Source organism: Aeromonas sp. CD, assembly GCF_033349375.1.
GTDB classification, from domain to species: Bacteria; Pseudomonadota; Gammaproteobacteria; order Enterobacterales; family Aeromonadaceae; genus Aeromonas; species Aeromonas hydrophila.
In genome coordinates this window covers 4,723,847-4,747,500 of record NZ_CP137631.1, presented here as the reverse complement: position 1 = coordinate 4,747,500, position 23,654 = coordinate 4,723,847, and the positions used below count along the sequence as shown (strand labels likewise).

22 protein-coding genes and 2 rRNA genes (1 of these 24 cut by a window edge) are annotated in these 23,654 nt (G+C 61.9%); 14 read left to right on the top strand and 10 right to left on the bottom strand.

Features of this window, described 5'->3' with window-relative positions; genetic code table 11:
• Positions 1-1,761, top strand: a 23S ribosomal RNA gene (locus R2E40_RS22260); it begins 1,128 nt to the left of the window's first position.
• An 81-nt stretch (positions 1,762-1,842) separates the two neighbouring features.
• Positions 1,843-1,957, top strand: a 5S ribosomal RNA gene (gene rrf / locus R2E40_RS22255).
• A 90-nt stretch (positions 1,958-2,047) separates the two neighbouring features.
• Here rrf and R2E40_RS22250 read toward each other — a convergent pair.
• Positions 2,048-4,624, bottom strand: coding sequence for a bifunctional acetate--CoA ligase family protein/GNAT family N-acetyltransferase (locus R2E40_RS22250; RefSeq protein WP_318164402.1), 2,577 nt, complete (start codon positions 4,622-4,624; stop codon positions 2,048-2,050).
• A gap of 75 nt (positions 4,625-4,699) precedes the next feature.
• Complete coding sequence (locus R2E40_RS22245) at positions 4,700-4,888, bottom strand: hypothetical protein (RefSeq protein ID WP_318164401.1); 189 nt, start codon at positions 4,886-4,888, stop codon at positions 4,700-4,702.
• A 169-nt stretch (positions 4,889-5,057) separates the two neighbouring features.
• Between R2E40_RS22245 and R2E40_RS22240 the strand changes: the two genes are divergently transcribed.
• Entirely contained in the window at positions 5,058-5,930 is an 873-nt protein-coding gene (locus R2E40_RS22240; protein ID WP_201887595.1) for a hypothetical protein, read from the top strand.
• Here R2E40_RS22240 and ilvY read toward each other — a convergent pair.
• A complete protein-coding gene (gene ilvY / locus R2E40_RS22235) occupies positions 5,919-6,812 on the bottom strand; it encodes an HTH-type transcriptional activator IlvY (RefSeq protein ID WP_318164400.1) in 894 nt (297 codons plus the stop codon). The genes R2E40_RS22240 and ilvY overlap by 12 nt on opposite strands.
• Before the next feature lie 222 nt (positions 6,813-7,034).
• On the opposite strand from ilvY, the gene ilvC reads away from it, so the two are divergent.
• Positions 7,035-8,516, top strand: coding sequence for a ketol-acid reductoisomerase (ilvC, locus tag R2E40_RS22230; protein ID WP_029305272.1), 1,482 nt, complete (start codon positions 7,035-7,037; stop codon positions 8,514-8,516).
• Positions 8,517-8,760: 244 nt separating this feature from the next.
• Here ilvC and pgi read toward each other — a convergent pair whose 3' ends face one another.
• Positions 8,761-10,410, bottom strand: a complete 1,650-nt coding sequence (gene pgi, locus R2E40_RS22225; protein WP_318164399.1) for a glucose-6-phosphate isomerase — start codon at positions 10,408-10,410, stop codon at positions 8,761-8,763.
• 416 nt (positions 10,411-10,826) lie between these two features.
• On the opposite strand from pgi, the gene R2E40_RS22220 reads away from it, so the two are divergent.
• Complete coding sequence (locus R2E40_RS22220; protein WP_005323764.1) at positions 10,827-11,015, top strand: holin; 189 nt, start codon at positions 10,827-10,829, stop codon at positions 11,013-11,015.
• Between the two features lie 125 nt (positions 11,016-11,140).
• Here the strand turns inward: R2E40_RS22220 and R2E40_RS22215 are convergent, their stop codons facing one another.
• The 4 genes from R2E40_RS22215 to coaBC all read right to left on the bottom strand — a co-directional run bounded on the left by R2E40_RS22215 (position 11,141) and on the right by coaBC (position 14,530).
• Positions 11,141-11,977, bottom strand: a complete 837-nt coding sequence (locus R2E40_RS22215; RefSeq protein WP_011704177.1) for a mechanosensitive ion channel domain-containing protein — start codon at positions 11,975-11,977, stop codon at positions 11,141-11,143.
• Positions 11,978-12,163: 186 nt separating this feature from the next.
• Positions 12,164-12,760, bottom strand: coding sequence for a nucleoid occlusion factor SlmA (slmA, locus tag R2E40_RS22210; protein ID WP_011704178.1), 597 nt, complete (start codon positions 12,758-12,760; stop codon positions 12,164-12,166).
• Positions 12,761-12,828: 68 nt separating this feature from the next.
• The gene (gene dut / locus R2E40_RS22205; protein WP_017411128.1) at positions 12,829-13,287 is read right to left on the bottom strand and encodes a dUTP diphosphatase; all 459 of its coding nucleotides are present in this window, start codon (positions 13,285-13,287) and stop codon (positions 12,829-12,831) included.
• Positions 13,288-13,327: 40 nt separating this feature from the next.
• Positions 13,328-14,530 carry a bifunctional phosphopantothenoylcysteine decarboxylase/phosphopantothenate--cysteine ligase CoaBC gene (gene coaBC, locus R2E40_RS22200; protein ID WP_318164398.1) on the bottom strand — a complete coding sequence of 401 codons (1,203 nt, stop codon included), beginning with the start codon at positions 14,528-14,530 and terminating at the stop codon, positions 13,328-13,330.
• Positions 14,531-14,677: 147 nt separating this feature from the next.
• On the opposite strand from coaBC, the gene radC reads away from it, so the two are divergent.
• The 6 genes from radC (at position 14,678) to R2E40_RS22170 (ending at position 18,356) form a co-directional block, all read left to right on the top strand.
• Entirely contained in the window at positions 14,678-15,352 is a 675-nt protein-coding gene (radC, locus tag R2E40_RS22195; RefSeq protein ID WP_011704181.1) for a RadC family protein, read from the top strand.
• A 136-nt stretch (positions 15,353-15,488) separates the two neighbouring features.
• Positions 15,489-15,725, top strand: a complete 237-nt coding sequence (gene rpmB, locus R2E40_RS22190) for a 50S ribosomal protein L28 (RefSeq protein ID WP_005307492.1) — start codon at positions 15,489-15,491, stop codon at positions 15,723-15,725.
• Between the two features lie 11 nt (positions 15,726-15,736).
• The gene (gene rpmG / locus R2E40_RS22185) at positions 15,737-15,904 is read left to right on the top strand and encodes a 50S ribosomal protein L33 (RefSeq protein ID WP_005307500.1); all 168 of its coding nucleotides are present in this window, start codon (positions 15,737-15,739) and stop codon (positions 15,902-15,904) included.
• A 94-nt stretch (positions 15,905-15,998) separates the two neighbouring features.
• On the top strand, positions 15,999-16,454 hold the full coding sequence (locus tag R2E40_RS22180) for a hypothetical protein (RefSeq protein WP_045528603.1): 456 nt from the start codon (positions 15,999-16,001) through the stop codon (positions 16,452-16,454).
• A gap of 29 nt (positions 16,455-16,483) precedes the next feature.
• A complete protein-coding gene (mutM, locus tag R2E40_RS22175) occupies positions 16,484-17,296 on the top strand; it encodes a bifunctional DNA-formamidopyrimidine glycosylase/DNA-(apurinic or apyrimidinic site) lyase (protein ID WP_318164397.1) in 813 nt (270 codons plus the stop codon).
• A gap of 178 nt (positions 17,297-17,474) precedes the next feature.
• Positions 17,475-18,356 (top strand): VirK/YbjX family protein, encoded by an 882-nt coding sequence (locus R2E40_RS22170; protein ID WP_318164396.1) that lies wholly within the window; start codon positions 17,475-17,477, stop codon positions 18,354-18,356.
• Between the two features lie 54 nt (positions 18,357-18,410).
• On the opposite strand, the gene coaD is transcribed toward R2E40_RS22170, so the two are convergent.
• Positions 18,411-18,893 (bottom strand): pantetheine-phosphate adenylyltransferase, encoded by a 483-nt coding sequence (gene coaD / locus R2E40_RS22165; protein WP_011704185.1) that lies wholly within the window; start codon positions 18,891-18,893, stop codon positions 18,411-18,413.
• A gap of 223 nt (positions 18,894-19,116) precedes the next feature.
• Between coaD and R2E40_RS22160 the strand changes: the two genes are divergently transcribed.
• Positions 19,117-20,160 carry a glycosyltransferase family 9 protein gene (locus R2E40_RS22160; protein WP_045528605.1) on the top strand — a complete coding sequence of 348 codons (1,044 nt, stop codon included), beginning with the start codon at positions 19,117-19,119 and terminating at the stop codon, positions 20,158-20,160.
• A gap of 69 nt (positions 20,161-20,229) precedes the next feature.
• Here R2E40_RS22160 and R2E40_RS22155 read toward each other — a convergent pair whose 3' ends face one another.
• Positions 20,230-21,018, bottom strand: a complete 789-nt coding sequence (locus R2E40_RS22155; RefSeq protein WP_042067291.1) for a glycosyltransferase family 2 protein — start codon at positions 21,016-21,018, stop codon at positions 20,230-20,232.
• A 241-nt stretch (positions 21,019-21,259) separates the two neighbouring features.
• Here R2E40_RS22155 and waaF point away from each other — a divergent pair, with 241 nt between their 5' ends.
• Together waaF and waaA are read left to right on the top strand one after the other, a co-directional pair.
• On the top strand, positions 21,260-22,375 hold the full coding sequence (gene waaF / locus R2E40_RS22150; protein WP_318164395.1) for a lipopolysaccharide heptosyltransferase II: 1,116 nt from the start codon (positions 21,260-21,262) through the stop codon (positions 22,373-22,375).
• Position 22,376: 1 nt separating this feature from the next.
• On the top strand, positions 22,377-23,642 hold the full coding sequence (gene waaA, locus R2E40_RS22145) for a lipid IV(A) 3-deoxy-D-manno-octulosonic acid transferase (RefSeq protein WP_318164394.1): 1,266 nt from the start codon (positions 22,377-22,379) through the stop codon (positions 23,640-23,642).
• Positions 23,643-23,654: the final 12 nt, after the last annotated feature.

The window sequence follows — 23,654 nt, the reverse complement described above, 5'->3', positions numbered from 1 at the left end:
TCAAACCAGGCACCGAAGCCGCGGATTCACACTAAGTGTGAGTGGTAGGGGAGCGTTCTGTAAGTCTGCGAAGGTGTGTCGAGAGGCATGCTGGAGATATCAGAAGTGCGAATGCTGACGTAAGTAACGATAAAGGGGGTGAAAAGCCTCCTCGCCGGAAGACCAAGGGTTCCTGTCCAACGTTAATCGGGGCAGGGTGAGTCGACCCCTAAGGCGAGGCCGAAAGGCGTAGTCGATGGGAAGCAGGTTAATATTCCTGCACGACTTGTAATTGCGATGGGGGGACGGAGAAGGCTAGGTGGGCCAGGCGACGGTTGTCCTGGTGAAAGTGCGTAGGTGGTGTTTCTAGGCAAATCCGGAGACACAACACTGAGACACGAGACGAACACACTACGGTGTGGAAGCCATTGATGCCCTGCTTCCAGGAAAAGCCTCTAAGCTTCAGATTACAAGTCATCGTACCCCAAACCGACACAGGTGGTCGGGTAGAGAATACCAAGGCGCTTGAGAGAACTCGGGTGAAGGAACTAGGCAAAATAGAACCGTAACTTCGGGAGAAGGTTCGCTCTTGACAGTGAAGTCCCTTGCGGATGGAGCAGTTGGGAGTCGCAGTGACCAGATGGCTGGGACTGTTTATCAAAAACACAGCACTCTGCAAACACGAAAGTGGACGTATAGGGTGTGACACCTGCCCGGTGCCGGAAGGTTAATTGATGGGGTTAGCGCAAGCGAAGCTCTTGATCGAAGCCCCGGTAAACGGCGGCCGTAACTATAACGGTCCTAAGGTAGCGAAATTCCTTGTCGGGTAAGTTCCGACCTGCACGAATGGTGTAACCATGGCCATGCTGTCTCCACCCGAGACTCAGTGAAATCGAATTCGCCGTGAAGATGCGGTGTACCCGCGGCTAGACGGAAAGACCCCGTGAACCTTTACTACAGCTTGGCACTGAACATTGAACCTACATGTGTAGGATAGGTGGGAGGCTTTGAAGGCGTGACGCCAGTTGCGCTGGAGCCGTCCTTGAAATACCACCCTTGTATGTTTGATGTTCTAACGCAGGCCCATGAATCTGGGTCGCGGACAGTGCCTGGTGGGTAGTTTGACTGGGGCGGTCTCCTCCCAAAGAGTAACGGAGGAGCACGAAGGTTGGCTAATCCTGGTCGGACATCAGGAGGTTAGTGCAATGGCATAAGCCAGCTTAACTGCGAGACGGACAGGTCGAGCAGGTACGAAAGTAGGTCATAGTGATCCGGTGGTTCTGAATGGAAGGGCCATCGCTCAACGGATAAAAGGTACTCCGGGGATAACAGGCTGATACCGCCCAAGAGTTCATATCGACGGCGGTGTTTGGCACCTCGATGTCGGCTCATCACATCCTGGGGCTGAAGTCGGTCCCAAGGGTATGGCTGTTCGCCATTTAAAGTGGTACGCGAGCTGGGTTCAGAACGTCGTGAGACAGTTCGGTCCCTATCTGCCGTGGGCGTTGGATGATTGAAGGGAGTTGCTCCTAGTACGAGAGGACCGGAGTGAACGAACCTCTGGTGTTCGGGTTGTCACGCCAGTGGCACTGCCCGGTAGCTAAGTTCGGAATCGATAACCGCTGAAAGCATCTAAGCGGGAAGCGAGCCCTGAGATGAGTCATCCCTGACCCCTTGAGGGTCCTAAAGGGCCGTTGGAGACCACAACGTTGATAGGTGGGGTGTGTAAGCGCGGCGACGTGTTGAGCTAACCCATACTAATTACCCGTGAGGCTTAACCATACAACACCCAAGAAGTGTTTCTGGCCTTGTAGCAAATACGAACGAATTACTTACCTCAGCTTTCTTAGATTGAAGAATTTGCCTGGCGGCCATAGCGCCGTGGAACCACCTGATCCCATGCCGAACTCAGAAGTGAAACGCGGTAGCGCCGATGGTAGTGTGGCATTCGCCATGCGAGAGTAGGACACTGCCAGGCACCCAACACGAGAAACCCCGCTCATCTGAGCGGGGTTTTTTATTATCTAAAATCGGCAATTTATGGCTATAAACTGCTGATTTCTCTGCTTTATGCTTGCTCCTGACTGGCGCAGGACAGCTCCATGTTGACCACCCCATCTTCCAGCTGGATATCGATCTTGAAGCCAAGCCGTTTGGCCAGGTTGATCATGCCGCGGTTGCTGGGCATGGTCATGCCCGACAGCTGGCCAATGCCGCGTTCTCTGGCATAGCGCACTATCTTCTCCATCATCAGCTTGCCAAGCCCCAGCCCTTTCAGGTCGGAGCGCACCAGGATGGCAAACTCTGCATCAGACAGGTCCGGGTTGGAAATGGCTCGTACTACCCCCAGGATCTGCTGGTCGAACGGACCATCCTGCCCCACGGCGACAAACGCCATCTCCCGGTCGTAATCGATCTGGGTCATGCGGGCCAGCTCTTCATGTCCCAGCTCCCCCACGTCGGCGAAGAAGCGCTTGTACCTGTCTTCGTCCGATACCTTGAGTACAAACTGCTTGTGAGCCGGTTCATCCTCCGGCCGGATCGGGCGCAATAGCACATGGCTCTGATCTTTGAGCCAGGCCCCCTCTTCCAGCTCGGTGGGATAGGGGCGGATAGCCAGTCTACAGCGGCCTTCTTCAGCAGGTTGCAGAGTCAGGCTGGCATCCAGTACCACCATTTCGGCACCGCAGGCCTGCAGTGGGTGCAGATCCAGCTGCTGGATCTCGGGGAAGGCGAGCAGCAACTCCGACAATTGGCACAACACCTGGCCGAGGGCATCGATATCGAGTCGCTCCGGACTGGCCTGCTCGCGGATCTTGCGGCTCTTGAGCGCTCCAATGATCTGGTAGCGTGCCAGCGCCTGGTTCAGCGGCGGCAGGGCTGCCATCATCTCCTGCGGTTCGGCGCCTGATTCACCGAGCAGGATGACGGGGCCGAATACGGGGTCTTGTTGCAGCCGGATCCGCAGTTCCAATCCGCCGCTGCGGCGCGCCATGCGCTGTACCAGCAGGCCTTCGATACGGGCGCCGGGATCGTGCTGCCTGACCCGATCCAGAATGGCGTCCGCAGCCTGGGCGACTTCGGCCGAGGTACGCAGGTTGAGCATGACGCCGTGTACCGCCGACTTGTGGAGGATGTCTGGTGAACGCAGCTTGACTGCCACCGGGTAGCCGATCTGCTCCGCGGTCAGGGTTGCCTCGATGGCATCGGAGACGATCCAGGTCGGCAGGGTGGAGAGCCCAGCGGCCTGCAGAATGGGGTGTGCCAGATGGGTGTCAAGGGTGAGCTGTTTGCGTTCCAGCGCCTGTCTGATCAACTGCTGGCACAGCTCGAGGTTGAGCCTGTCACCCTGCAGGGAGGCGGGGGTCTCCATCAGCTGCTTCTGGTTGCGCCGGTATTCCACCATGTGCATGAAGGCGGCGACCGCGCTCTCGGGAGTGCGATAGGTGGGGAAGCCTGCCTCGCTGAACAGACGACGCCCCTCCTGGGCCGAATATTCTCCCGCCCAGTTGGTGAGGATATTGAAGCGTCTGGCCCTGGGGTGCTGTTTGACGTAGTCGATCAGGCTGCGCGCCAAGGCGGCGCCACGGGCAGTGAGTGACGGGGCATGGATGAGCAGGATGGCATCAGCCTCGTCACCTTGCAGCAGGTCGTCGAGCGCCTGCTGATAGTCATTGATGTCGGCATCGCTGCCGATATCGCGGGGCGGCATCGCCAGCTTGCCGCCACGCTCCAGCAACTTGTCGATCGCCATGTTGGCCAAGCCACGGCCATTGGAGATGATGGCGAGCCGCTCCCCCTTGAGGGTCAGGGAGTGACTCAGGGTCTCGACGGCGGCAAACAGTTCGTGGGTATCCCGTACCCGCAGCATGCCGGCCCGACGGATAGCGGCGTCATAGACGTTGTCGAGCCCGTTGTCCGGCTCATGGCGGCCACTCTTAAGCACCAGGATGGGTTTGTTGCGGGAGGCGGCGCGGGCGGCCGAGAGAAAATGGCGGGCGTCCTGCAGCTTGTCCATGTAGAGCAGGATGGCGCGGGTCACGCTGTCGCGGGAGAGCTGATCAAGCAGCTGGCCGAAGTTGATGTCGCAGTGATCGCCAAGGGAGATGAAGGCCGAGAAGCCGAGTTCATGCTGCTTGGCCCAATCCAGGATGGTGGTGCTGACGGCGGCCGACTGGGAGAGAAAGGCAACCTGACCAGGCTTGGCAGCAATCGGTGAGAAGCTGGCATTGATGCCCTGGCCCGGCAGCAGCATCCCCATGCTGTTGGGGCCGAGCAGGCGGATGCCGTATTGCCGGCTGAGTTGTTGCAGTTGTTCCCGCTCCGGCACAGTGAAGTCTGCCGCCAGTATGATGGCGGCGCCCGTTCCACGCTTGCCAAGCGCTTCGATGAGGGTCAGCACCCGTTCCCGCCGAGTACAGACGATGGCGAGATCCGGGGCCAGCGGCAGGCTGTCGATATCGGCATAGGCCAGCACACCGGCAATGGCCTTGCTGTGCGGGCTGACTGGCAGGATGGGGCCTTTGAAATGGCCGGCAAGCAAGTGTCTTATCACCACGTGACCCGCCTTCTGCGGGTCGGTCGAGGCACCGATGACGGCGATTGACTGGGGTTTGAAGAGCCGATCCAGGCCGCTTGGTTTCATGGGCACTCCCGTGGGTGGCGGATGGTGCCAGTGTAATACGCTTTCAGCGCCGGTTCTGTGACCGGTTGCGGATCACTACCTGGTCAGGGCACTGGCTCGCAGGTAAAACTTCAGCTCACCCTGGATCTGGCGTACCGCTGCCAGGTGGCGCTCCTGCAGATAGATATCCTGCTCCTGATCGAGCTGTGTTTGCGGTACGCCCAGGCTCTGCAGGTACTCATCGAACAGCAGCGAGCTGTTGATTTCGATCAGATGGGGCATCATGGCGCTGCTCCTTGTTCCATTCAGGCTGAACATCCAGTCTAGTCGGTGAATTGATCCTCAGACTGACCATTGTCAGATCTGACACGAAGTGGCTCACACATCTGTGGCGTCCTGCATCAAGGGGGCCAGGCCTGAGGTTATAGTAAATGGATGGCGGGGGAGGTGCGCGATGATCAGGAGCTGGTTGTGTTGCGTCATGTTGTTCGCCGGCAGCGTGTCGGCGGCAGAGGTATCCATCAGGGCCTGGAACCTGCTGCTGGACCATCCCAATCCCGCCGTGGCCGGTCTGCTGCGACTCTCGCTCGATCTGACCGTGCCGGAATACGGCCCCTATCGGCTGATTGCCAGCCCGCCGATGGAGCAGGGGCGGGCGGTCAAGGAGTTGCAAAGCGGCGAGCTGGTGCAGATCGGGGTGTTTGCTCCCGACGAGGAGCGCGAGCGTACCCTGCTGGCCATCCATGTCCCGCTGGCAAAAGGGCTGCTGGGCTGGCGGGTGTGCCTCATTCGGCAGGGGGACGAGGGGCGGTTCGCTAACATACGATCGCTGACCGACTGGCAACATGCCGGGCTTCGCATCGGCCAGCACAGATCCTGGCCTGATACCCGTCTGCTCAAGGAGAACGGCCTCAACGTGGTGGTGGGCAGCCTCTACGATGCCCTGTTCAACATGCTGCGCAAGCAGCGCTTCGACTGCTTCCTGCGTTCGGTCATCGAGATCGAGGAGGAGCTCAAGCAACACTCTGAGCTGGCCATCGAGCCGCACCTGGTGTTTCGCTATCCGCTGGCGCTGCTGTTCTTCGTCTCGCCCAAGTACCCGGAACTGGCCAAGCGCATCGAGCTGGGCCTGCAGCGAGCCCGTCAGTCCGGTGACTATGAGCGGGTATTCGAGGCGGGCTTTGGCAGCACCATCCGGCGGCTGCAGCTCGATCGGCGGGTGATGCTGGAGCTGAGCAATCCGGATCTGCCGGCCGGCAGCCGCGCCATGATGCAGGATCCCTCGCTCATTTATGCTCCGGCGTTGCCCACCGTGTCAGCGCAGTGAGCCCTGGCCCCGCGCCGTATCCCAGAAGGCACGGATCAGCGGCTCTTCCAGCCGCTTCTTGAGCACGGCGATGCCGACATCGAACGGCTTGAGCGCCGGCTTGGGTTCGACAATACGTACCTTTTCGCCCATGGGGCTGTGGTCGATCACCGCCGCCGGCACCAGCCCCACCCCGAAGCCGAGCGCCACCATGGCGACAATCCCCTCGTTACCCGCTACCTCCGCATAGATGTTGGGAGCGATCCCCTTGTTGCGCAGCCACTGATCGCAGCGTTTGCGGGCCAGCCCCTGCTCCGAGAGGATCAGCGGCAGCCGCTCCCAGTCTGGCTCTCCCTGGGAGAACCACTGGCTCTGCTGCGGTGAGGTGCGAGGGGCGATGAACACCAGCGGCACCTGCTGCAGGCTGGCAAACTCCAGCTTGGCGGAGAGGGCATCGGGGCGGGCGGCGATGGCCAGATCGGCCTCGTCGGCCAGGATCTTGTCCACCGCCAGCGCCGGGTCGCCGGTCTCCAGCTTGATCTCCAGCTGGGGATAGCGGCGGCGAAAGCGCTCCAGCACCTCGGGCAGCAGAAAATAGCTGGCGGTGACCGAGCAGAACACCCGTAGCCGACCCTGCAGCGGCTCGTCGCTGCGCTTGAGCTCCTGCTTGAGCTGGCGCCACTCCTGCAGCAGAGCGCCGCCGAATTCGCGCAGCTTCTCGCCCGCCGGGGTGAGCCGCACCGAGCGGTTGTCCCGCTCGAACAGCACGCAGCCGGTCTCCTGCTCCAGCCGCTGGATGGCGCGGCTGAGAGTGGAGGGGCTGACCGCCATGGCATCGGCGCTCTTGCCGAAGTGGAGGGAGTCGGCGAGGTGGAGAAACAGCTCGAGATTGCGAAGGTCCATCTTTCAACTCCTGGTGCGGCATCTCTGGCCGAGACCCATGTTCTGGGCGGCTTCAATCTACCGTCTGGAGGTAGGTCTTGCCTGCGATGATGAAGGGTTAACGTTTCAATTATTGCAACGTACTGTTTCGAATATATCAGTTCAGGCAATAAGTGTCCCGCGCTATAGTGGTTTCGACAACGCCGCCATCCGGCATGGAATCAATCGAACGGAGCAATCACCATGGCTAACTATTTCAACACCTTGAACCTGCGTCAGCAGTTGGCCCAGCTGGGCAAGTGTCGTTTCATGCAGCGCGAAGAGTTCGCGGACGGCTGCAACGTGCTGAAGGGAAAGAAGGTGGTGATTGTGGGCTGTGGTGCCCAGGGCCTGAACCAGGGCTTGAACATGCGCGACTCCGGGCTGGATATCTCCTACGCCCTGCGCAAGGCCGCCATCACCGAGAAGCGTGCCTCCTGGCAGAAGGCCACCGACAACGGCTTCGCGGTCGGCACCTATGAAGAGCTGATCCCGACCGCCGATCTGGTGCTGAACCTGACCCCGGACAAGCAGCACTCCGACGTCGTCAAAACCGTGATGCCGCTGATGAAGCAGGGCGCCGCGCTGGGCTACTCCCACGGCTTCAACGTGGTGGAAGAGGGTCAGCAGATCCGCTCCGACATCACGGTCGTGATGGTGGCGCCCAAGTGCCCGGGTACCGAAGTGCGTGAAGAGTACAAGCGGGGTTTCGGCGTACCGACCCTGATCGCCGTTCACCCGGAGAACGACCCCAAGGGCGAAGGCATGGCCATCGCCAAGGCGTGGGCCTCTGCCACCGGTGGCGACCGTGCCGGCGTGCTGGAGTCCTCCTTCGTGGCGGAAGTGAAATCTGACCTGATGGGCGAGCAGACCATCCTCTGCGGCATGTTGCAGGCCGGTTCCCTGCTTTGCTACGACAAGCTGGTTGCCGAAGGGACCGACAAGGCCTATGCCGGCAAGCTGATCCAGTTCGGTTGGGAGACCATCACCGAAGCCCTGAAGCAGGGCGGCATCAGCCTGATGATGGACCGTCTGTCCAACCCGGCCAAGCTGCGCGCCTTCGAGCTCTCCGAGCAGCTCAAGACCCTGATGCGCCCGCTGTTCGAGAAGCACATGGACGACATCATCGCCGGTGAATTCTCCCGCGGCATGATGGCCGACTGGGCCGAAGACGATGCCAAGCTGTTCGGCTGGCGCGAAGAGACCGGTAAATCCGCCTTCGAAAACGCGCCGGCGTTTGCAGGCAAGATTGCCGAGCAGGAGTATTTCGACAATGGCGTGGTGATGGTGGCCATGGTCAAGGCGGGTGTCGAGCTGGCGTTCGAAACCATGGTGGCCTCCGGCATCTATGAAGAGTCTGCCTATTACGAATCCCTGCACGAGCTGCCGCTGATCGCCAACACCGTTGCCCGCAAGCGTCTGTACGAGATGAACGTGGTCATTTCCGACACCGCCGAGTACGGCAACTACCTGTTCGCCAACGCCGCCGTGCCGTTGCTGCGCGAGCACTTCATGCCGACCCTGAAAGCGGGCGACCTGGGTGCCAGCAAGGCGGATGAGCAGAGCGTCGACAACCTGGCGCTGCTGGCGGCCAACGAAGCGACTCGCAACCACCCCATCGAAGCGATCGGCCAGGTACTGCGCGGTTATATGAAAGACATGAAGCGCATCGCTGTCGGCGGTTAATCAGGTATGACCCGCAACCATGCCTGATGCGAGAAGATTGGTCAGGCACTGCGTGGCTACATGAAGGACATGAAACGCATCGCCGTCGGCGGTTAAGCCGGCATCGGGCAGGATGATGAAGGGGCGGGGATGACGATCCCCGTCGCCGGCCGGGCTGGACACCCGACCGGCCAGCCAGAAAACCCGGCCACAAAAAAGCCCCGCTCATCGAGCGGGGCTTTTGCATTCAGAAAGGCCGGCTAAATCAGGCTTTCCATGCTTTCCAGGTGTTGATCAGACCGTTGGTGGAGCAGTCGTGGCTGGTGACAGCCGCATCGGTATTGAGCTCCGGCAGGATCTTGTTGGCCAGCTGTTTGCCCAGCTCCACGCCCCACTGGTCGAAGCTGAAGATGTTCCAGATTGCGCCCTGTACGAAGATCTTGTGCTCGTACATGGCAATCAAAGAGCCAAGCGTTTTCGGGGTCAGGCTCTTGAACAGGATGGAGTTGGTCGGGCGGTTGCCTTCGAACACCTTGAACGGCACCAGATCCTTGACCTGCTCCAGGGTTTTGCCAGCCGCCAGGAACTCGGCTTCGACCTGTTCCTTGCTCTTGCCGAAGGCCAGCGCTTCGGTCTGGGCGAAGAAGTTGGCCAGCAGTTTCGGGTGGTGGTCGCCGATCGGGTTGTGGCTGATGGCCGGTGCCAGGAAGTCACAGGGGATCAGCTTGGTGCCCTGGTGGATCAGCTGGTAGAAGGCGTGCTGGCCGTTGGTGCCCGGTTCACCCCAGATGATGGGGCCGGTCTGGTAGTCAACCGGCTTGCCGTTGCGATCCACGTACTTGCCGTTGGACTCCATGTTGCCTTGCTGGAAGTAGGCAGGGAAGCGGTGCATGTACTGGTCGTACGGCAGGATGGCTTCGGACTCGGCACCGTAGAAGTTATTGTACCACAGGCCGATCAGCGCCAGCAGCACCGGCACGTTCTGCTCATAGGAGGCAGTGGCGAAGTGCATGTCCATCTCGAAGGCGCCTTGCAGCAGGGCTTCGAAGTGCTCGAAACCGACGGACAGGGCGATGGGCATGCCGATGGCAGACCAGGAGGAGTAGCGGCCGCCAACCCAGTCCCAGAACTCGAACATGTTGTTGGTATCGATACCGAACTCGGCCACGGCCTTGCCGTTGGTGGAGAGCGCAGCGAAGTGCTTGGCAACGTGGGCCTTGTCACCGGCGATCTCGATGAACCAGTCGCGGGCGGTCAGGGCGTTGGTCATGGTCTCCTGAGTGGTGAAGGTCTTGGAGGCCACCAGGAACAATGTGGTTTCCGGATCGATCTTCTTCAGAGTCTCGGCGATGTGGGTGCCATCGACGTTGGAGACGAAGTGCATCTGCAGGTGGTTTTTGTAGGGGCGCAGTGCCTCGGTGATCATCACCGGGCCGAGATCGGAGCCACCGATACCGATGTTGACCACGTGCTGGATCGCCTTGCCGGTGTAGCCTTTCCACTCGCCTGAGATGATCTTCTCGCAGAAGCCTTTCATCTTGGCCAGCACGGCGTTCACTTCCGGCATCACATCCTTGCCGTCGCTCTCGATGGGGCGGTCGGAGCGGTTGCGCAGGGCCACGTGCAGCACCGAGCGGCCTTCGGTCATGTTGATCTTGTCGCCATTGAACATGGCGTCGATCGCGCTGCGAAGATCGGTCTCTTTGGCCAGATCAACCAGCAACTTGAGGGTTTCTTCGGTGATCAGGTTCTTCGAGTAATCGACCAGGATGTCGCCACCGAGGGTGAGGGAGAATTTGTCGAAACGCTGGGGATCCTGGGCAAACAGATCCTTGAGCCGGGTCTCTTTGTTCGCTGCAAAGTGGGCTTCCAGTGCCTGCCAGGCCTGGGTCTGGGTTGGATTGATGTTTTTCATAGGATTATCAGTCTTCCAAGTTGTGTATGAACCTTGCAGGCAAGGCTCCCGCCAAACCTTATTATTCGAGCATTATACCGGGCCAGCTGCGCCGCCCGTGTAACAGAGCTTTACCAATTGTCTGCCATCGACCGAGTTTACAACCAAAACGCTGCGATTATGAGTCACTGATGGCAGCCGGATCTTGCGTTTGCGCATACTTGGTCGGGCTTGCCGCCGCCGAAAGGGCTTTCAGGGCGAGGGCCTGTTGTGAGTGGGGTGGCAGTTTGGCCTGGCAGCCAAAAGCGTATTCGACAGACGCCTTTTCGCTCATTTCATGCGCAAGCGCAAGTTGTTGGTAGTGGAGGCTGGCTAGCATATGAGCGAATGGACGAGATCTCCCAGGGATGGCCACTGTCTGGAATGAGGAGATCGCTATGAAAGCTGTGTTGTCCCTGTTTGCTCTGAGCCTGATCGCCACCGGCCTCATCGGCCTGCTGACCATGGTGCTGACCAGTGCGGCGCCTACCTTGCCGTTACGGGTGCTGGCGGTGATCGGTGCCGTGCTGGGAGGCTATGTGCTGGTGCAACCGCTGCTCAACCGGGTGGCTCGTCGGCTGGTGTAAGTCGACGCCCCCGGCATGCTGAAAACAAAGTCCGGCCCAGAGTGGCCGGATTTTTTATGCTCGTCAGAGGGCTGGAAACGACAATGCCAGCCCGGAGGCTGGCATTGTGTCATTCAAGAACAGGCTCAGGCCTGCGGCTTTTGCATGTGCATGACCATCTGCGGGAAGGGGATCTCGATGCCTTCGGCATCGAAGGTGAGCTTCACCTTCTCGTGGAAGTCGAACCAGACTCCCCAGTAGTCGCCGGTCTTGACCCAGGGGCGCACCACGATATTGACCGAGGAGTCGGCCAGTGCAGCGACGGCGATGGTGGCGGCCGGTTCCTTGAGGATGCGCGGCTCTTCACTGACCAGCCGCTCCAGGATCTGCTTGGCCTTGCGCAGATCGGAGCCATAGCCGATGCCGAAGGTCATGTCGACCCGGCGGGTATCCATGCGCGAGTAGTTGACGATGGTGCCGTTGAGGATGGCGGAGTTGGGCACCACCACCATCTTGTTGTCACCTGAGGTGAGGGTGGTGGTGAACAGCTGAACGGATTGCACCACGCCATTGGTGCCTGCCACCTCGATGAACTCGCCCGCCTTGATGGGGCGGAAGATGATGAGCAGGAAGCCGGCGGCGAAGTTGGAGAGCGAGCCTTGCAGCGCCAGACCGATGGCCAGACCGGCGGCACCGATAATGGCGACGAAGGAGGCGGTCTGCACCCCGACCCGGCCCAGCGCGGCGATCACCACGAACACCAGGATGGCGTACTTGAGGATGCTGCCGACGAAGTGGGTGACAGTGGTGTCCAGCTTGCGGGCCTGCATCACCTTGACCACGGCGCTGCTGATGAGGTTGGCGGCGATATAGCCGACCAGCAGGGTGATCAGGGCGGCCGCGATGTTGACGGCATACTCGATCAGCAGGCCCTGGTTGTTGACCAGCCAGGTCTGCGCTTCGGTGATGATTTCGGGTTCCATAGGGTGTCCTGTCAGGCGATAAAAGGTTTATGACGCATGAATCTAACACTGGAATGCGACAATCTGGGTCGCATCTGGTGCTCATCGCTTCTTTTGTGCCACAAAAAACAAGGGAGGCCAAGGCCTCCCTCTTTACTGCAACCCGTCTGGAGCGGCGTGGCCGCTACTGATTGCAAATTGAGCGTGTCAGCTCTGCAGCAGCTGGCTGCGGATAAACTGCCACTGATCTTCGAAGCCGGCGGTGGGCTTGATTTTGAACTCGGAGCGAACGAACTGGCTGATGCGTCCCTCGGTGTAGGCCAGCAGCAGGTTGGCCAGCATGGTCTCGTCGAGCTGGAAGCCCTGGCCTTCACGCAGCCGCTTTTCCCGCAGCACCTGCTTGATCTGGGTCTCCAGCTTGTCGAACAGGACGCTGATGCGATCTCGCAGCCGGTCGTGCTCACCCAACAGGGCATCGCCATTGAGGATGCGGGTGATGCCGGGATTGCGCTCGGCGAACACCAGCAGCAGCTGCAGTATGTGGTGGCAGCGGGCCATGGTGTCCTTCTCTTCGGCCATGATCAGGTTGACCCGTGACAGCAGGGAATCCTCGATAAAGTCGATCAGCCCCTCGAACATTCGCGCCTTGCTGGGAAAATGTCGATAGAGAGCGGCCTCGGATACCCCCACCTCGGCCGCCAGACGGGCCGTAGTGATGCGCTGGCCAGGGCTGGTCTCCAGCATATGGGCGAGCGCCTGCAGGATCTGATCGCGCCGACTCTGTTTCTGATTACTGCTTGCCATGGATTCCCCTAAAAAAACAATGGCCTGATTCTGTTATTAGGCACCGCCGCGCGGGCTGGTGTGGTCTGTTATTGGCGACCAGAAGAACCAAAACCGCCTTCACCCCGTTCGCTCTGATTGAACTCATCGACCAGTTGGAAGCTGGCCTGAACGACCGGCATGATCACCAGCTGGGCGATGCGCTCGCCGGGCTGCATGGTGAAGCTGTCATTGCCACGGTTCCACACCGAGACCATCAGCTGGCCCTGGTAGTCGGAATCGATGAGGCCGACCAGGTTGCCCAGCACGATGCCGTGCTTATGGCCGAGGCCGGAGCGGGGCAGGATGGTGGCACACAGGCCCGGATCCTGAATGTGGATGGCCAGCCCGGTCGGTACCAGGGTGGTATCACCCGGGGCCAGGGTCAGCGGGGCATCCAGCAGGGCGCGCAGATCCATGCCGGCGGAGCCCGGTGTGGCGTAGGCGGGCAGCGGGTAATCGGTGCCGATGCGGGCATCCAGAATCTTCAGTTCAATTTGTGTTGTCATAAATCGTTTTTAATGGAGTGGAGGTGGTCGATTGACTGGCTCAGTACCGGTAGTGGTCTGCAATCAGGGCGATGAGGTGACGAGCCAGCGTCAGCTTATCGGCCAGGGGCAGGGGTGCTTGACCCCCTTGCCAGAACACGGTCAGGGCGTTGTCATCGGCGTTGAAGCCCTGGCCCGCACGAGATACGTCGTTGGCGGCGATCATGTCCAGCCGCTTACGCTGCAGTTTGTCGAGGGCGTATTGTTCCACATCCACGGTTTCTGCGGCAAATCCGACGGTGAAGGGCTTGTCTGACAAGGCCCCCACAGCGGCGATGATGTCGGGGTTTTTGACCAGGGTCAGCTGCATCTGGTCGTTGTCACCGGTCTTCTTGATCTTCTGGTTGGCTACCTGCGCGGGGCGGTAGTCGGCGACGGCGGCGCAGCCGATGAAGAGGTCGCACTGGCCGACCCGGCTCATCACCGCCTGATGCATTTGCTCGGCACTTTCCACGTCGACGCGGGTGACGCCCGCCGGGGTGGCCAGTGCCACCGGGCCGCTCACCAGGGTCACCTCGGCGCCCGCTTCACGGGCGGCGCGGGCGATGGCGTAGCCCATCTTGCCGGAGCTGTGGTTGCTGATGTAGCGCACCGGATCCAGCGCCTCGCGGGTCGGCCCGGCAGTGAGCAGCAGCCTGACCCCGGCCAGCAGCGGCTCGGCGGCGAGTTGCTGGCAGCAGCGTTCAACCAGCTCGAGGGGATCCAGCATCCGGCCCGGGCCCACGTCACCGCACGCCTGGCTGCCGGAGTCCGGCCCCCACAGCAAGATGCCGCGGCTGGCCAGGGTCTTGAGGTTGGCCTGGGTGGCGGCGTTGAGGTACATCTGCTGGTTCATGGCAGGTGCCAGTGCCACCGGTGCCGGCGTCGCCAGGCAGAGGGTGGTGAGCAGCTCATCGGCCATGCCGGCGGCCATGCGGGCCATCAGGTTGGCGCTGGCCGGGGCGATCAGCACCAGCTCGGCCCACTTGGCCAGCTCGATGTGACCCATGCCCGCCTCGGCGGCGGGATCCAGCAGACTGTCGGCCACCGGGTGGCCGGAGACGGCCTGCAGGGTGAGCGGGGTGATGAACTCCTTGGCGGAACGGGTCATCACCACCCGTACCTCGGCCCCCTGATCTTTCAGGCGGCGTACCAGCTCGGCACTCTTGTAGGCGGCGATCCCGCCGCTGACACCCAACAGGATGCGTTTATCGGCCAATCTCATCTGCTGCTTCTCTTCCGGCTCACTCTGACTGGTCGGCTAAGATACCACAGGCAGCGGACGACGACAGAGGCTGACATGGGGGACTTGTGGTCGGGCTCCCGCGATTTTTTGCTATGTTTTCTCTCAATAGGCATGAGGGAGAGACAAATGAGCATCAAGGAGTGGCCGGAAGATGAACGCCCGCGCGAGAAGCTGTTGCGTCAGGGGCCTGGCGGCTTGTCCGACGCCGAGCTGCTGGCGATCTTCCTGCGCACCGGGGTCAGCGGCCTGAGTGCGGTCGATCTCTCCCGCCATCTGTTGCAGCAATTTGGTTCGTTGCGGGCGCTGCTTGGCGCCGAACAGCGGGCCTTTTGCGCGGCGCACGGTCTTGGGCCAGCCAAATATGCCCAGCTGCAGGCCGTGCTGGAGATGGGCAAGCGCCATCTGGCCGAGCAGTTGCAAAGAGGCGATCCGCTCACTTCGCCCCAGTTGACCCGGGACTATCTGCAGGCTCAGCTGCGGGATCGACCGCGGGAGGTGTTTGCCCTGCTGCTGCTCGACAACCAGCACCGAGTGATTCAATTCGTTGAACTTTTTTACGGCACCCTCGACTCGGCGAGCGTCTGGCCCAGAGAAATCGTGCAGATCGCACTCAAACATAATGCAGCCGCCGTGATTCTGGCGCATAATCACCCGTCCGGCGTCGCCGAGCCCAGTCGGGCCGACCGCCAGATCACGGATCGGATCACGGCCGCCTTGGCCCTGATCGATATCAGAGTGCTGGATCACTTGGTGATCGGTGACGGCATCACGGTTTCTTTCGCCGAGCGCGGTTGGTTATGACTGTGCTCTGGCGCCGTATTAGTTGATCTTTGATCACGGATGCTGTATAAAATGCCGCCTTCTGTTTGCCCCGCAATCGAAGGCCAGCGGGGCAGATATTTGCTCGAGCAATGAAGTAAGATTTGGAGAGACTGACATGTCTAGAGTATGCCAAGTAACCGGCAAGCGCCCGGCAGTTGGTAACAACCGTTCGCACGCTAACAACGCTACCAAGCGTCGTTTCCTGCCGAACCTGCACACTCACCGTTTTTGGGTTGAGAGTGAAAAACGCTTCGTAAGCCTGCGCGTATCCGCAAAAGGCATGCGTATCATCGACAAGCGTGGCGTTGAAGTGGTTCTGGCTGAACTGCGCGCCAGCGGTGTTAAGGTATAAGGAATTAGATCATGGCTAAAGGTATTCGCGAGAAAATTCGCCTGAACTCCAGCGCCGGTACTGGTCACTTCTATACCACTACCAAGAACAAGCGCACCATGCCCGAAAAAATGGAGATCAAAAAGTTTGATCCCGTTGTTCGTCAGCATGTGATCTACAAGGAAGGCAAAATCAAGTAATTACTTGATGCTGCATTCCCAAAAACCCGGCCTAGTGCCGGGTTTTTTTATGGCCGAAATTCAGTACACTGCCGGTTCTTAAGGGAGGCTTGTCATGTTCAAACTGAGCCGCAAAGGCTGGAACAACGTGATCATCGTGGTGGTGCTGATCGTGATCACCCTGTTGCACCGGCTGGAGCTGGCCCAGCAGGAGAACAGCGCCAAGCGGGCGCGTCCGCTGCTGCCTGACAGCGCCGTGGTGCTCACCTGGCAGGGGCCGAGCTGGCAGATCGAACGGATCGGGCAGGGCTGGCGCAGCGGGCCGGATCTGGGGCTTGACAGTGCCCAGCTGGCGGCGCACATCGAGGCCTGGCAGGGCTGGTTGCTGCCGCCCGGCGAATCCGTGCGCGGCAACCCGGTTACCCTCAAGATCTGGGTCGCCGGCCAGAGCGATCCCATCGAGGTGGGCCTCTATCAGGACAGCGGCAAGTTTGCCGCCCTGCTGCCGCCCTCGACCTGGCTCAGCCTGAGCCAGGAGCAGTACCGCAGCCTGCTGCGTCCAGCTCCCTAACCCTTTTTCAGCGTCAGCACGAGGATCCCATGCCTGAATTACCGGAAGTCGAAGTCAGCCGCCAGGGCATTTCGCCCTGGCTTACCGGCATCAAGGTCACCCGAGTGGTGGTGCGGGACGGCCGTCTGCGCTGGCCGGTGCCGGGGGAAATCCAGGAGCTGGTGGATCTCACCATCCACCGGGTCAGCCGCCGCGCCAAGTACCTGCTGCTGGAGACCGACTTCGGCACCGCCATCCTCCATCTGGGCATGTCGGGCAGCCTGCGGGTGCTGGACATCGGCACCCCGGCCGAGAAGCACGATCACGTGGACATCGAGCTGGCCAACGGCAAGTTGCTGCGGCTCAACGATCCGCGCCGCTTCGGCGCCCTGCTGTGGACCCGCGAGCCGGCCGAGGCGCACGCGCTGCTGGTCAAGCTGGGGCCGGAGCCGCTCACCGATGCGTTCAATGCCGATTACCTGCGTGAGCGCGCCAAGGGGCGCAGCACCGCCATCAAGACCTTCCTGATGGACAACCATGTGGTGGTCGGGGTGGGCAACATCTACGCCAACGAGGCGCTCTACGCCGCCGGCATTCACCCCAAGCGGGCGGCGGGCAACATCAGCGCCGAGCGGCTGGACACCCTGGTGGCCGAGATCAAGCGGGTGCTGGCCGAAGCGATTCGGCAGGGCGGCACCACCCTCAAGGATTTCACCAGTGCAGACGGCAAACCGGGCTATTTCGTGCAGCAGCTGCAGGTGTACGGGCGGGGCGGCCAGCCCTGTTTTCACTGCCACACCCTGCTCAGCGAAATCCGGCTGGGGCAGCGTACCACCGTGTTCTGTTCCCACTGCCAGCGCTGAATCGCGTTTTTTTTGGCCTGAAATAGCCAAGTTGTAAGAGAGTATTTCCAGTCTGTTGAAGATTTGCTCGCCTGTCACTACTATCTCGACCGTTCAGGCGGTTTGAGAAAATAAAATGACAGCTAAATCAATAGACTGGGACCATTTGTCCCGGCAGGGGCACTATTGTGCCCAAAAAATGGCGCGCTTCCTCTATCCCGATGACAGCGCCCGCAAAACCTTCAATCGCGCCAAGTTCGTGCTGCGCAGCCTGCTCTATCGGCAGCAGCTGAGCCGCGTGTTCGAGCTGTTTCAGGCCGAACCGCTCAAGGCCCTGCCTGCCCACTATCCCGAGCTGCTCGACAAGCCGATGCGGCCCTATCGCTTTGCCGGCTCCACCGCGACCGAGCGGGCCGAGATGCTGGAAAACCACTACCGGCTGATGCTGGCTCGCTACCCGGATCTGATCGACCCGCTCTATCTGGGGGATGGCATCGAGCTCGGTCGTTATCCCGAGAGCGGCTGTCGCATCGTGCTGCGCCACGACGGCACCTTCCGCCGCGAGGCGGAGCTGGCCCTCTCCATCGTCGACCCGCAGGGCAAGCGGCTCTACAGCTGCGCCTTCTCGTTGGCCGGCACTCCCAACCGGCTGGCAGTGGTGATCGGTTCGGTCCAGGGCCCGGAGCCCTGCATCGAGCAGGCGCAGGACAAGGTGCGTGCGCTGACCAAGGAGGGCCACGGTCTGCGGCCCAAGTCGCTGGTGGTGATGCTGGTGATGCAGCTGGCCGAGGCGATGCAGGCCGAGCATATCTCGGCGGTGCGGATGAAGGCCCACATCTATCAGGCCCGGCGTTACAGCAAGAAGAAGAAAGCCTGTCTGCAGGCGGACTATGACGAGCTGTGGCAGGAGTTTGGCGCCATCGATCTGGATGACAACTTCGTACGGCTGCAGCCCGCTCAGCGCAAGCCGCTGGAGGAGATCGCCTCCAAGAAGCGGGCCATGTACCGGCGCCGTTACGAGTGGCTCGATCAGCTGGCCCTGGCGAGTCAGCAACTGCTGGGCCCGCGTCTGGCGGGTTGAGCCGCACAGGCCCCCAGCAGCAAACAGGCTACCCTCGGGTAGCCTGTTTCGTTGTTACTTGGTCTGTTTGGCCTTGATGGCGGCGGCCACGGCGGGGTCGACAAACTGGCGGATGTCGCCGCCGTGCAGGGCCACCTCCTTCACCAGGGTGGAGGAGATGAAGGAGTTCTCCTCGGCCGGGGTGAGAAACACGCTCTCTAGCTCCGGCATCAGGCGGCGGTTCATGTTGGCCAGCTGGAATTCGTACTCGAAGTCGGAAACGGCGCGCAGACCGCGGATCAGCACGTTGGCCTGCTGCTCCCTGGCGAAATCCACCAGCAGGCCGGAGAAACCGACCACCTTGACGTTGGGCAGGTGGGCGGTTACCTGGCGGGCCAGCTGCACCCGCTCGTCCAGATCGAACAGCGGCCGCTTGCTCGGGCTGTTGGCCACTCCGACCACCACTTCATCAAACAGTTTGGCGGCCCGGCCGATGAGGTCGGTATGGCCGTTGGTGACGGGATCGAAGGTGCCGGGATAGATTACCTTGTTGGTCATGCTGCTGATTCCTGCAACCGGGAAATTTGGTCGCATTATAGGGTCTGTTGGGGGATTGGCGCGACCGCCTTGGGGCGAGTTTTGGCGCCCCGATGCCGGCTTTGCCGACCCAAATCGGGGTCACCGGGTCTCTTCGCTTGAGAATAGCGATACATCAGGCAAGAATACCCGCACCGCGCATCAAGCCTCCTTGCATTGGTGACAGGGAGCAAAGGGATTTTTTATGAAACGTATTCTGGTAGTCCGCAATGACAAGATTGGTGACTTCATGCTGGCCTGGCCGAGCTTTGCCATGCTCAAGCGCTCCATGGAGTGTCATGTGACTGCCCTGGTTCCTGCCTACACGGCGCCGTTGGCCCGCCTCTGCCCCTGGATTGACGAGATCATCCTGGATCCGGGCTCACGGGCCGACAAGGAACAGCAACGCGCCTTGCAGGCGCGCATCAAGGCCGCCGCCTTCGATGCCTCCATCTGCCTCTTCTCCAACTCCCGCAACGCCATGCTGGTGTGGAAGGCGCACATTCCCTACCGGTTGGCGCCGGCCACCAAGCTGGCCCAGGTGCTCTACAACCAGCGCTTGATCCAGCGCCGCTCCCGCTCCCAGAAGCCGGAGTACGAATACAACCTGGATCTGGTGCGCCGTTTCCTTGCCGACCAGCAGGTGAGCGCGGTGGAGCCGCAGGGCCCCTACCTCAGCTTCGATGCGAAGAGCCTGCAACAGGTGCGCGAGCAGGTCGCCGCCCGCCTGCGGCTCGATGCCGGTCGCCCCTGGCTGATGGTGCATGCCGGCAGCGGCGGCTCGGCCAACAACCTCTCCATCGAGCAGTACGCCCGCCTCATCATCAAGCTCAACCAGGCCTGTCCCGAGTTGCAGTGCATCCTGACTGCGGGGCCGGGGGAGGAGAAGATCGCCGAACAGCTGGCGGCCGAGTTGCTGGCCCACGGCGGCAACGGCTGGATCTACCGCTCCGACGAGGGGCTGCCCAAGTTCTGCCAGGTGATGGCCAACGCCGCCCTGTTCGTGGCGGGCAGTACCGGGCCGCTGCACATCGCCGCGGCGCTGGATGTGCCTACCATCGGCTTCTTCCCGGCGCACCGCTCGGCGACGCCGCTGCGCTGGCGTCCGCTCAACAGCGAAGGGCGCCATCTGGCGTTCAGCCCGCCGGAAGACAGCGATCACCCGGAAGACATGAGCCAGCTCGATCCCAAGACCATGGCGGCGGCGATCGCCCGCTGGGCGCCGCCGTTCTGGCGCACTGAACACTGATGCCAGATGATGTAAATGCAGACAGGGCCCTTGAAGGGCCCTGTCTCGTATGAGGGGAAGTGCTGCGGCTTACTTGTCCGCCTGATCCGGTGCCTGCGGCTGCTGGCGGATCCAGAGGTCGGCGTATTTGACGAAGGTGGAGTGGGCCGACAGGATGGCCAGCAAGAGCCCCTGCTTGCCATCGAGGAAGCCGGCCTTGAGCAGGTACATTTTGAGGAAGCAGCCCAGCGCGTGCACCAGCCCCTGGCCGAGGGAGCCCTTCTTGCCGCGGGCGGTGCGCTGATCGGCCCAGGCGCGGGCATAGCCGGCGGATTTGACCAGGTAGTGCTCCAGATCCCGATAGGTGAAGTGGAGCAGGTCGCCGTGCAGGTTGACGATCTTCATGTTGGCGCGCACTTCCACCTTCTCGTGCACCAGCACCTCGTTGTAGCTGGTGAGCGCCTTGGGATAGAGGCGCAGCACCCGGTCCGGATACCAGCCGCTGTGGCGGATGAAGCGGCCGAACACCCAGGAGAGGCGCGGGATCGAGTAGATGGTGTCGCTGGCCGGGTTGGCCATGACGGCGGCGATGGCGGCTTTCAGCTCGGGGGTGAGCCGCTCGTCCGCATCCAGCCACAGCACCCAGTCGGATTGCACGTGGGATTGGGCGAGGCGGCGCTGGCGGCCAAAGCCCGGCCACACCGGGTTGACGAAGAAGCGGGCGCCGAATTCGGCGGCGATGGCCGGGGTCTCGTCCTGGCTGCCGGAGTCCATGATGACGATCTCGTCGACCAGCCCGTCGAGGGAGGCGAGGCAGGGGCGCAGGTTTTCGGCTTCATTCTTGACGATAAGGACAGCCGCCAGAGTCGGTTTGTTCACGGATTAAAGGCTCTTGTTGGCGCCCGGCTGGCGGGCCATGCTCAAATTGGCGCCCATTCTAGCCTAAAACGGCAGGCGGAGCATGGTTCCGGCGGTCGGGGTTGAGTCAGTTTCAAATGGGGTTCTTTTTGGCATGAGAGCGGGTGGTGCGGGGATCTTCTGTTATTTCTCGGGCCATTCTTGGGGCATAATCTCGGCCAGCAACGATTAACCGCAGGGCTTGGCCCAAGAGACGCGCGAGATGAAGATATTGGTGATCGGCCCCTCCTGGGTCGGCGACATGGTGATGTCCCAGAGCCTCTACAAGGCGATCAAGGCCAATCACCCCGACAGCGAGCTGCACGTGATGGCGCCCGCCTGGTGTGGTGCCCTGCTGGAGCGGATGCCGGAGGTGGACAAAGCCATCCCGATGCCGCTTGGCCACGGTGACTTCAAGCTGGGGGCCCGCCGCCGGCTCGGCAAGCAGCTGGCGGCCGAGAAGTACGATCAGGCCATCATCCAGCCCAACTCCATGAAGTCGGCGCTGATCCCCTGGTTTGCCCGCATCCCGGTGCGCACCGGCTGGAAGGGTGAGCACCGCTTCGGTCTGCTCAACGACATGCGCAGCAACAAGTCCGCCTTTCCGCTGATGGTGGAGGCCTACCTGGCGCTGGCCTATCCCAAGGCGCAGATGAAGAGCCGGGCCGACATCCCGACTATTCCCCAGCCGGCCCTCAACGTCGATCTCATCAACCAGGAGAAGGCGCTGGAGCGGCTCGGGCTGGATCGCGCCCGCCCGGTGCTGGTGCTCTGCCCGGGGGCCGAGTTCGGCCCAGCCAAGCGCTGGCCGGAGGGCCACTACGCCGTGGTGGCACAAAAGCACCTGGACGAGGGCTGGCAGGTGTGGATCTTCGGCTCCGCCAAGGACGCGGCGGTGGCCAACACCATCCGCGACCGGATCAACCCGCTGTCGCGCCCCAACTGCCACGTGCTGGCGGGCAAGACCAATCTGTACGAGGCGATCGACCTGATGGCGCTGGCCGGGCGGGTGATCGCCAACGACTCCGGCCTGATGCACGTCGCCGCCGCCCTCAACCGGCCGCTGATCGGGGTCTATGGCTCCACTTCGCCGCTCTATACCCCGCCGCTGGCGGACCGGGTCGAGATCGTCCACACCGACATCGAGTGCCGACCCTGTTTCAAGCGCACCTGCAAGTTCGGCCACCTCAAATGCCTGATCGAGCTGATGCCGGAGCAGGTCATCGAGGCTGGCCGCCGGCTGGAGTGCAGCAAGACGCCGGCCCCGCCGCTGGCGCTGCCGCCCGGCGAACCGCCCCGTTTTGTCGCCGAGCCGGGCAAACGCGGGGAGCCGCACTAGCATGGGCTATCGGCTGCTCTACAACCTGCTGATCCACCTGGGGTTGCCGCTGGCATTGCTGGCGCTCTACAAGCCGAAGAAGGGCAAGCCCGGCTTTGGCAAGCGCTGGGCCGAGCACCTGGGGCGGACGCCCGCCACCGGGCAGGAGGCGCCGCTCTGGATCCATGCGGTGAGCGTGGGGGAGACGCTGGCCATCACTCCTTTCATCCGCGCCCTCAAGGCCGAGCGGCCCGATCTGCCGATCCTGCTCACCACCACCACCCGCACCGGCGCCGAGCAGGCTGCCAGGCTGGGGGATCTGGTGGAGCACCGCTACGCGCCGCTCGACTACCCCTGGGCGGTGACGGCGTTCCTCAATGCCGTCAAACCGCGCGCGCTCTGGGTGATGGAAACCGAACTGTGGCCGAACTGGCTGGCCGCCTGCGAGGCGCGCCATCTGCCGGTGACCATCATCAATGCCCGCCTCTCGGAGCGATCCTGCCGGCGTTATGGCCGTTTTCAGGGGGCGTTTGATGCCCTCAGCCGGCCGTTGACCCATTTGCTCTGCCAGCACCAGGACGACGCGGATCGCTTCCATCGGCTGGGGCTGGGGCGCGAGCGACTGGCGGTGACCGGTTCCATCAAGTTCGACATCCAGCTCGATGAGCAGGTGCAGACCAGGGGCCATGCCCTGCGCCAGTTGCTGGGGACGGAGCGGCCGGTCTGGATCGCCGCCAGCACCCATCAGGGTGAGGACGAACAAGTGCTGGTCGCCTTTGATCTGCTGCTCAAGCACCATCCCACTGCGCTGCTCATTCTGGTGCCGCGCCACCCCGAACGGTTCGAGCGGGTGGCGGCGCTGTGCGCCCCTTACGGCTGCGTGCGGCGCACGGCGGGCTGTGCGGTCGGCGAGCGCGACAAGGTTTACCTCGGCGATACCATGGGCGAGCTGCCGCTGATGCTGGCAGCGGCCGACGTGGCCTTCGTCGGTGGCAGCCTGGTCAAGGTGGGCGGCCACAACCTGCTGGAGCCGGCTGCGCTCGGCAAACCTTGCCTGAGCGGCCCCGCCTACTTCAACTTCAGCGACATCACCCGCCAGCTGGTGGCCCAGGGTGGCGCCGCCGTGGTGGCCGATGCCGCCGAGCTGGGGGAGCAGGTGAGCGCGCTGCTGGCCGACGAGAGCCGACGCCGGGAGATGGGCGAGCAGGCCCGCGCCGTGGTGCTGCGCAACCAGGGGGCGCTGGCGCGCACCTTGTCTCACTGCCTCGCCAGCCTGGAGAACGACTGAAGCCGGGCAGAC

Coding starts and splice junctions, on each gene's coding strand:
- coaD (WP_011704185.1), bottom strand. CDS start 18,893: ATGACCAACAAGGTAATCTATCCCGGCACCTTCGATCCCGTCACCAAC.
- waaA (WP_318164394.1), top strand. CDS start 22,377: ATGGGCTATCGGCTGCTCTACAACCTGCTGATCCACCTGGGGTTGCCG.
- slmA (WP_011704178.1), bottom strand. CDS start 12,760: ATGGCAAGCAGTAATCAGAAACAGAGTCGGCGCGATCAGATCCTGCAG.
- rpmG (WP_005307500.1), top strand. CDS start 15,737: ATGGCTAAAGGTATTCGCGAGAAAATTCGCCTGAACTCCAGCGCCGGT.
- R2E40_RS22240 (WP_201887595.1), top strand. CDS start 5,058: ATGATCAGGAGCTGGTTGTGTTGCGTCATGTTGTTCGCCGGCAGCGTG.
- rpmB (WP_005307492.1), top strand. CDS start 15,489: ATGTCTAGAGTATGCCAAGTAACCGGCAAGCGCCCGGCAGTTGGTAAC.
- waaF (WP_318164395.1), top strand. CDS start 21,260: ATGAAGATATTGGTGATCGGCCCCTCCTGGGTCGGCGACATGGTGATG.
- mutM (WP_318164397.1), top strand. CDS start 16,484: ATGCCTGAATTACCGGAAGTCGAAGTCAGCCGCCAGGGCATTTCGCCC.
- R2E40_RS22215 (WP_011704177.1), bottom strand. CDS start 11,977: ATGGAACCCGAAATCATCACCGAAGCGCAGACCTGGCTGGTCAACAAC.
- coaBC (WP_318164398.1), bottom strand. CDS start 14,530: ATGAGATTGGCCGATAAACGCATCCTGTTGGGTGTCAGCGGCGGGATC.
- R2E40_RS22160 (WP_045528605.1), top strand. CDS start 19,117: ATGAAACGTATTCTGGTAGTCCGCAATGACAAGATTGGTGACTTCATG.
- ilvY (WP_318164400.1), bottom strand. CDS start 6,812: ATGGACCTTCGCAATCTCGAGCTGTTTCTCCACCTCGCCGACTCCCTC.
- R2E40_RS22220 (WP_005323764.1), top strand. CDS start 10,827: ATGAAAGCTGTGTTGTCCCTGTTTGCTCTGAGCCTGATCGCCACCGGC.
- R2E40_RS22250 (WP_318164402.1), bottom strand. CDS start 4,624: ATGAAACCAAGCGGCCTGGATCGGCTCTTCAAACCCCAGTCAATCGCC.
- R2E40_RS22170 (WP_318164396.1), top strand. CDS start 17,475: ATGGCGCGCTTCCTCTATCCCGATGACAGCGCCCGCAAAACCTTCAAT.
- dut (WP_017411128.1), bottom strand. CDS start 13,287: ATGACAACACAAATTGAACTGAAGATTCTGGATGCCCGCATCGGCACC.
- pgi (WP_318164399.1), bottom strand. CDS start 10,410: ATGAAAAACATCAATCCAACCCAGACCCAGGCCTGGCAGGCACTGGAA.
- radC (WP_011704181.1), top strand. CDS start 14,678: ATGAGCATCAAGGAGTGGCCGGAAGATGAACGCCCGCGCGAGAAGCTG.
- R2E40_RS22245 (WP_318164401.1), bottom strand. CDS start 4,888: ATGATGCCCCATCTGATCGAAATCAACAGCTCGCTGCTGTTCGATGAG.
- R2E40_RS22180 (WP_045528603.1), top strand. CDS start 15,999: ATGTTCAAACTGAGCCGCAAAGGCTGGAACAACGTGATCATCGTGGTG.
- ilvC (WP_029305272.1), top strand. CDS start 7,035: ATGGCTAACTATTTCAACACCTTGAACCTGCGTCAGCAGTTGGCCCAG.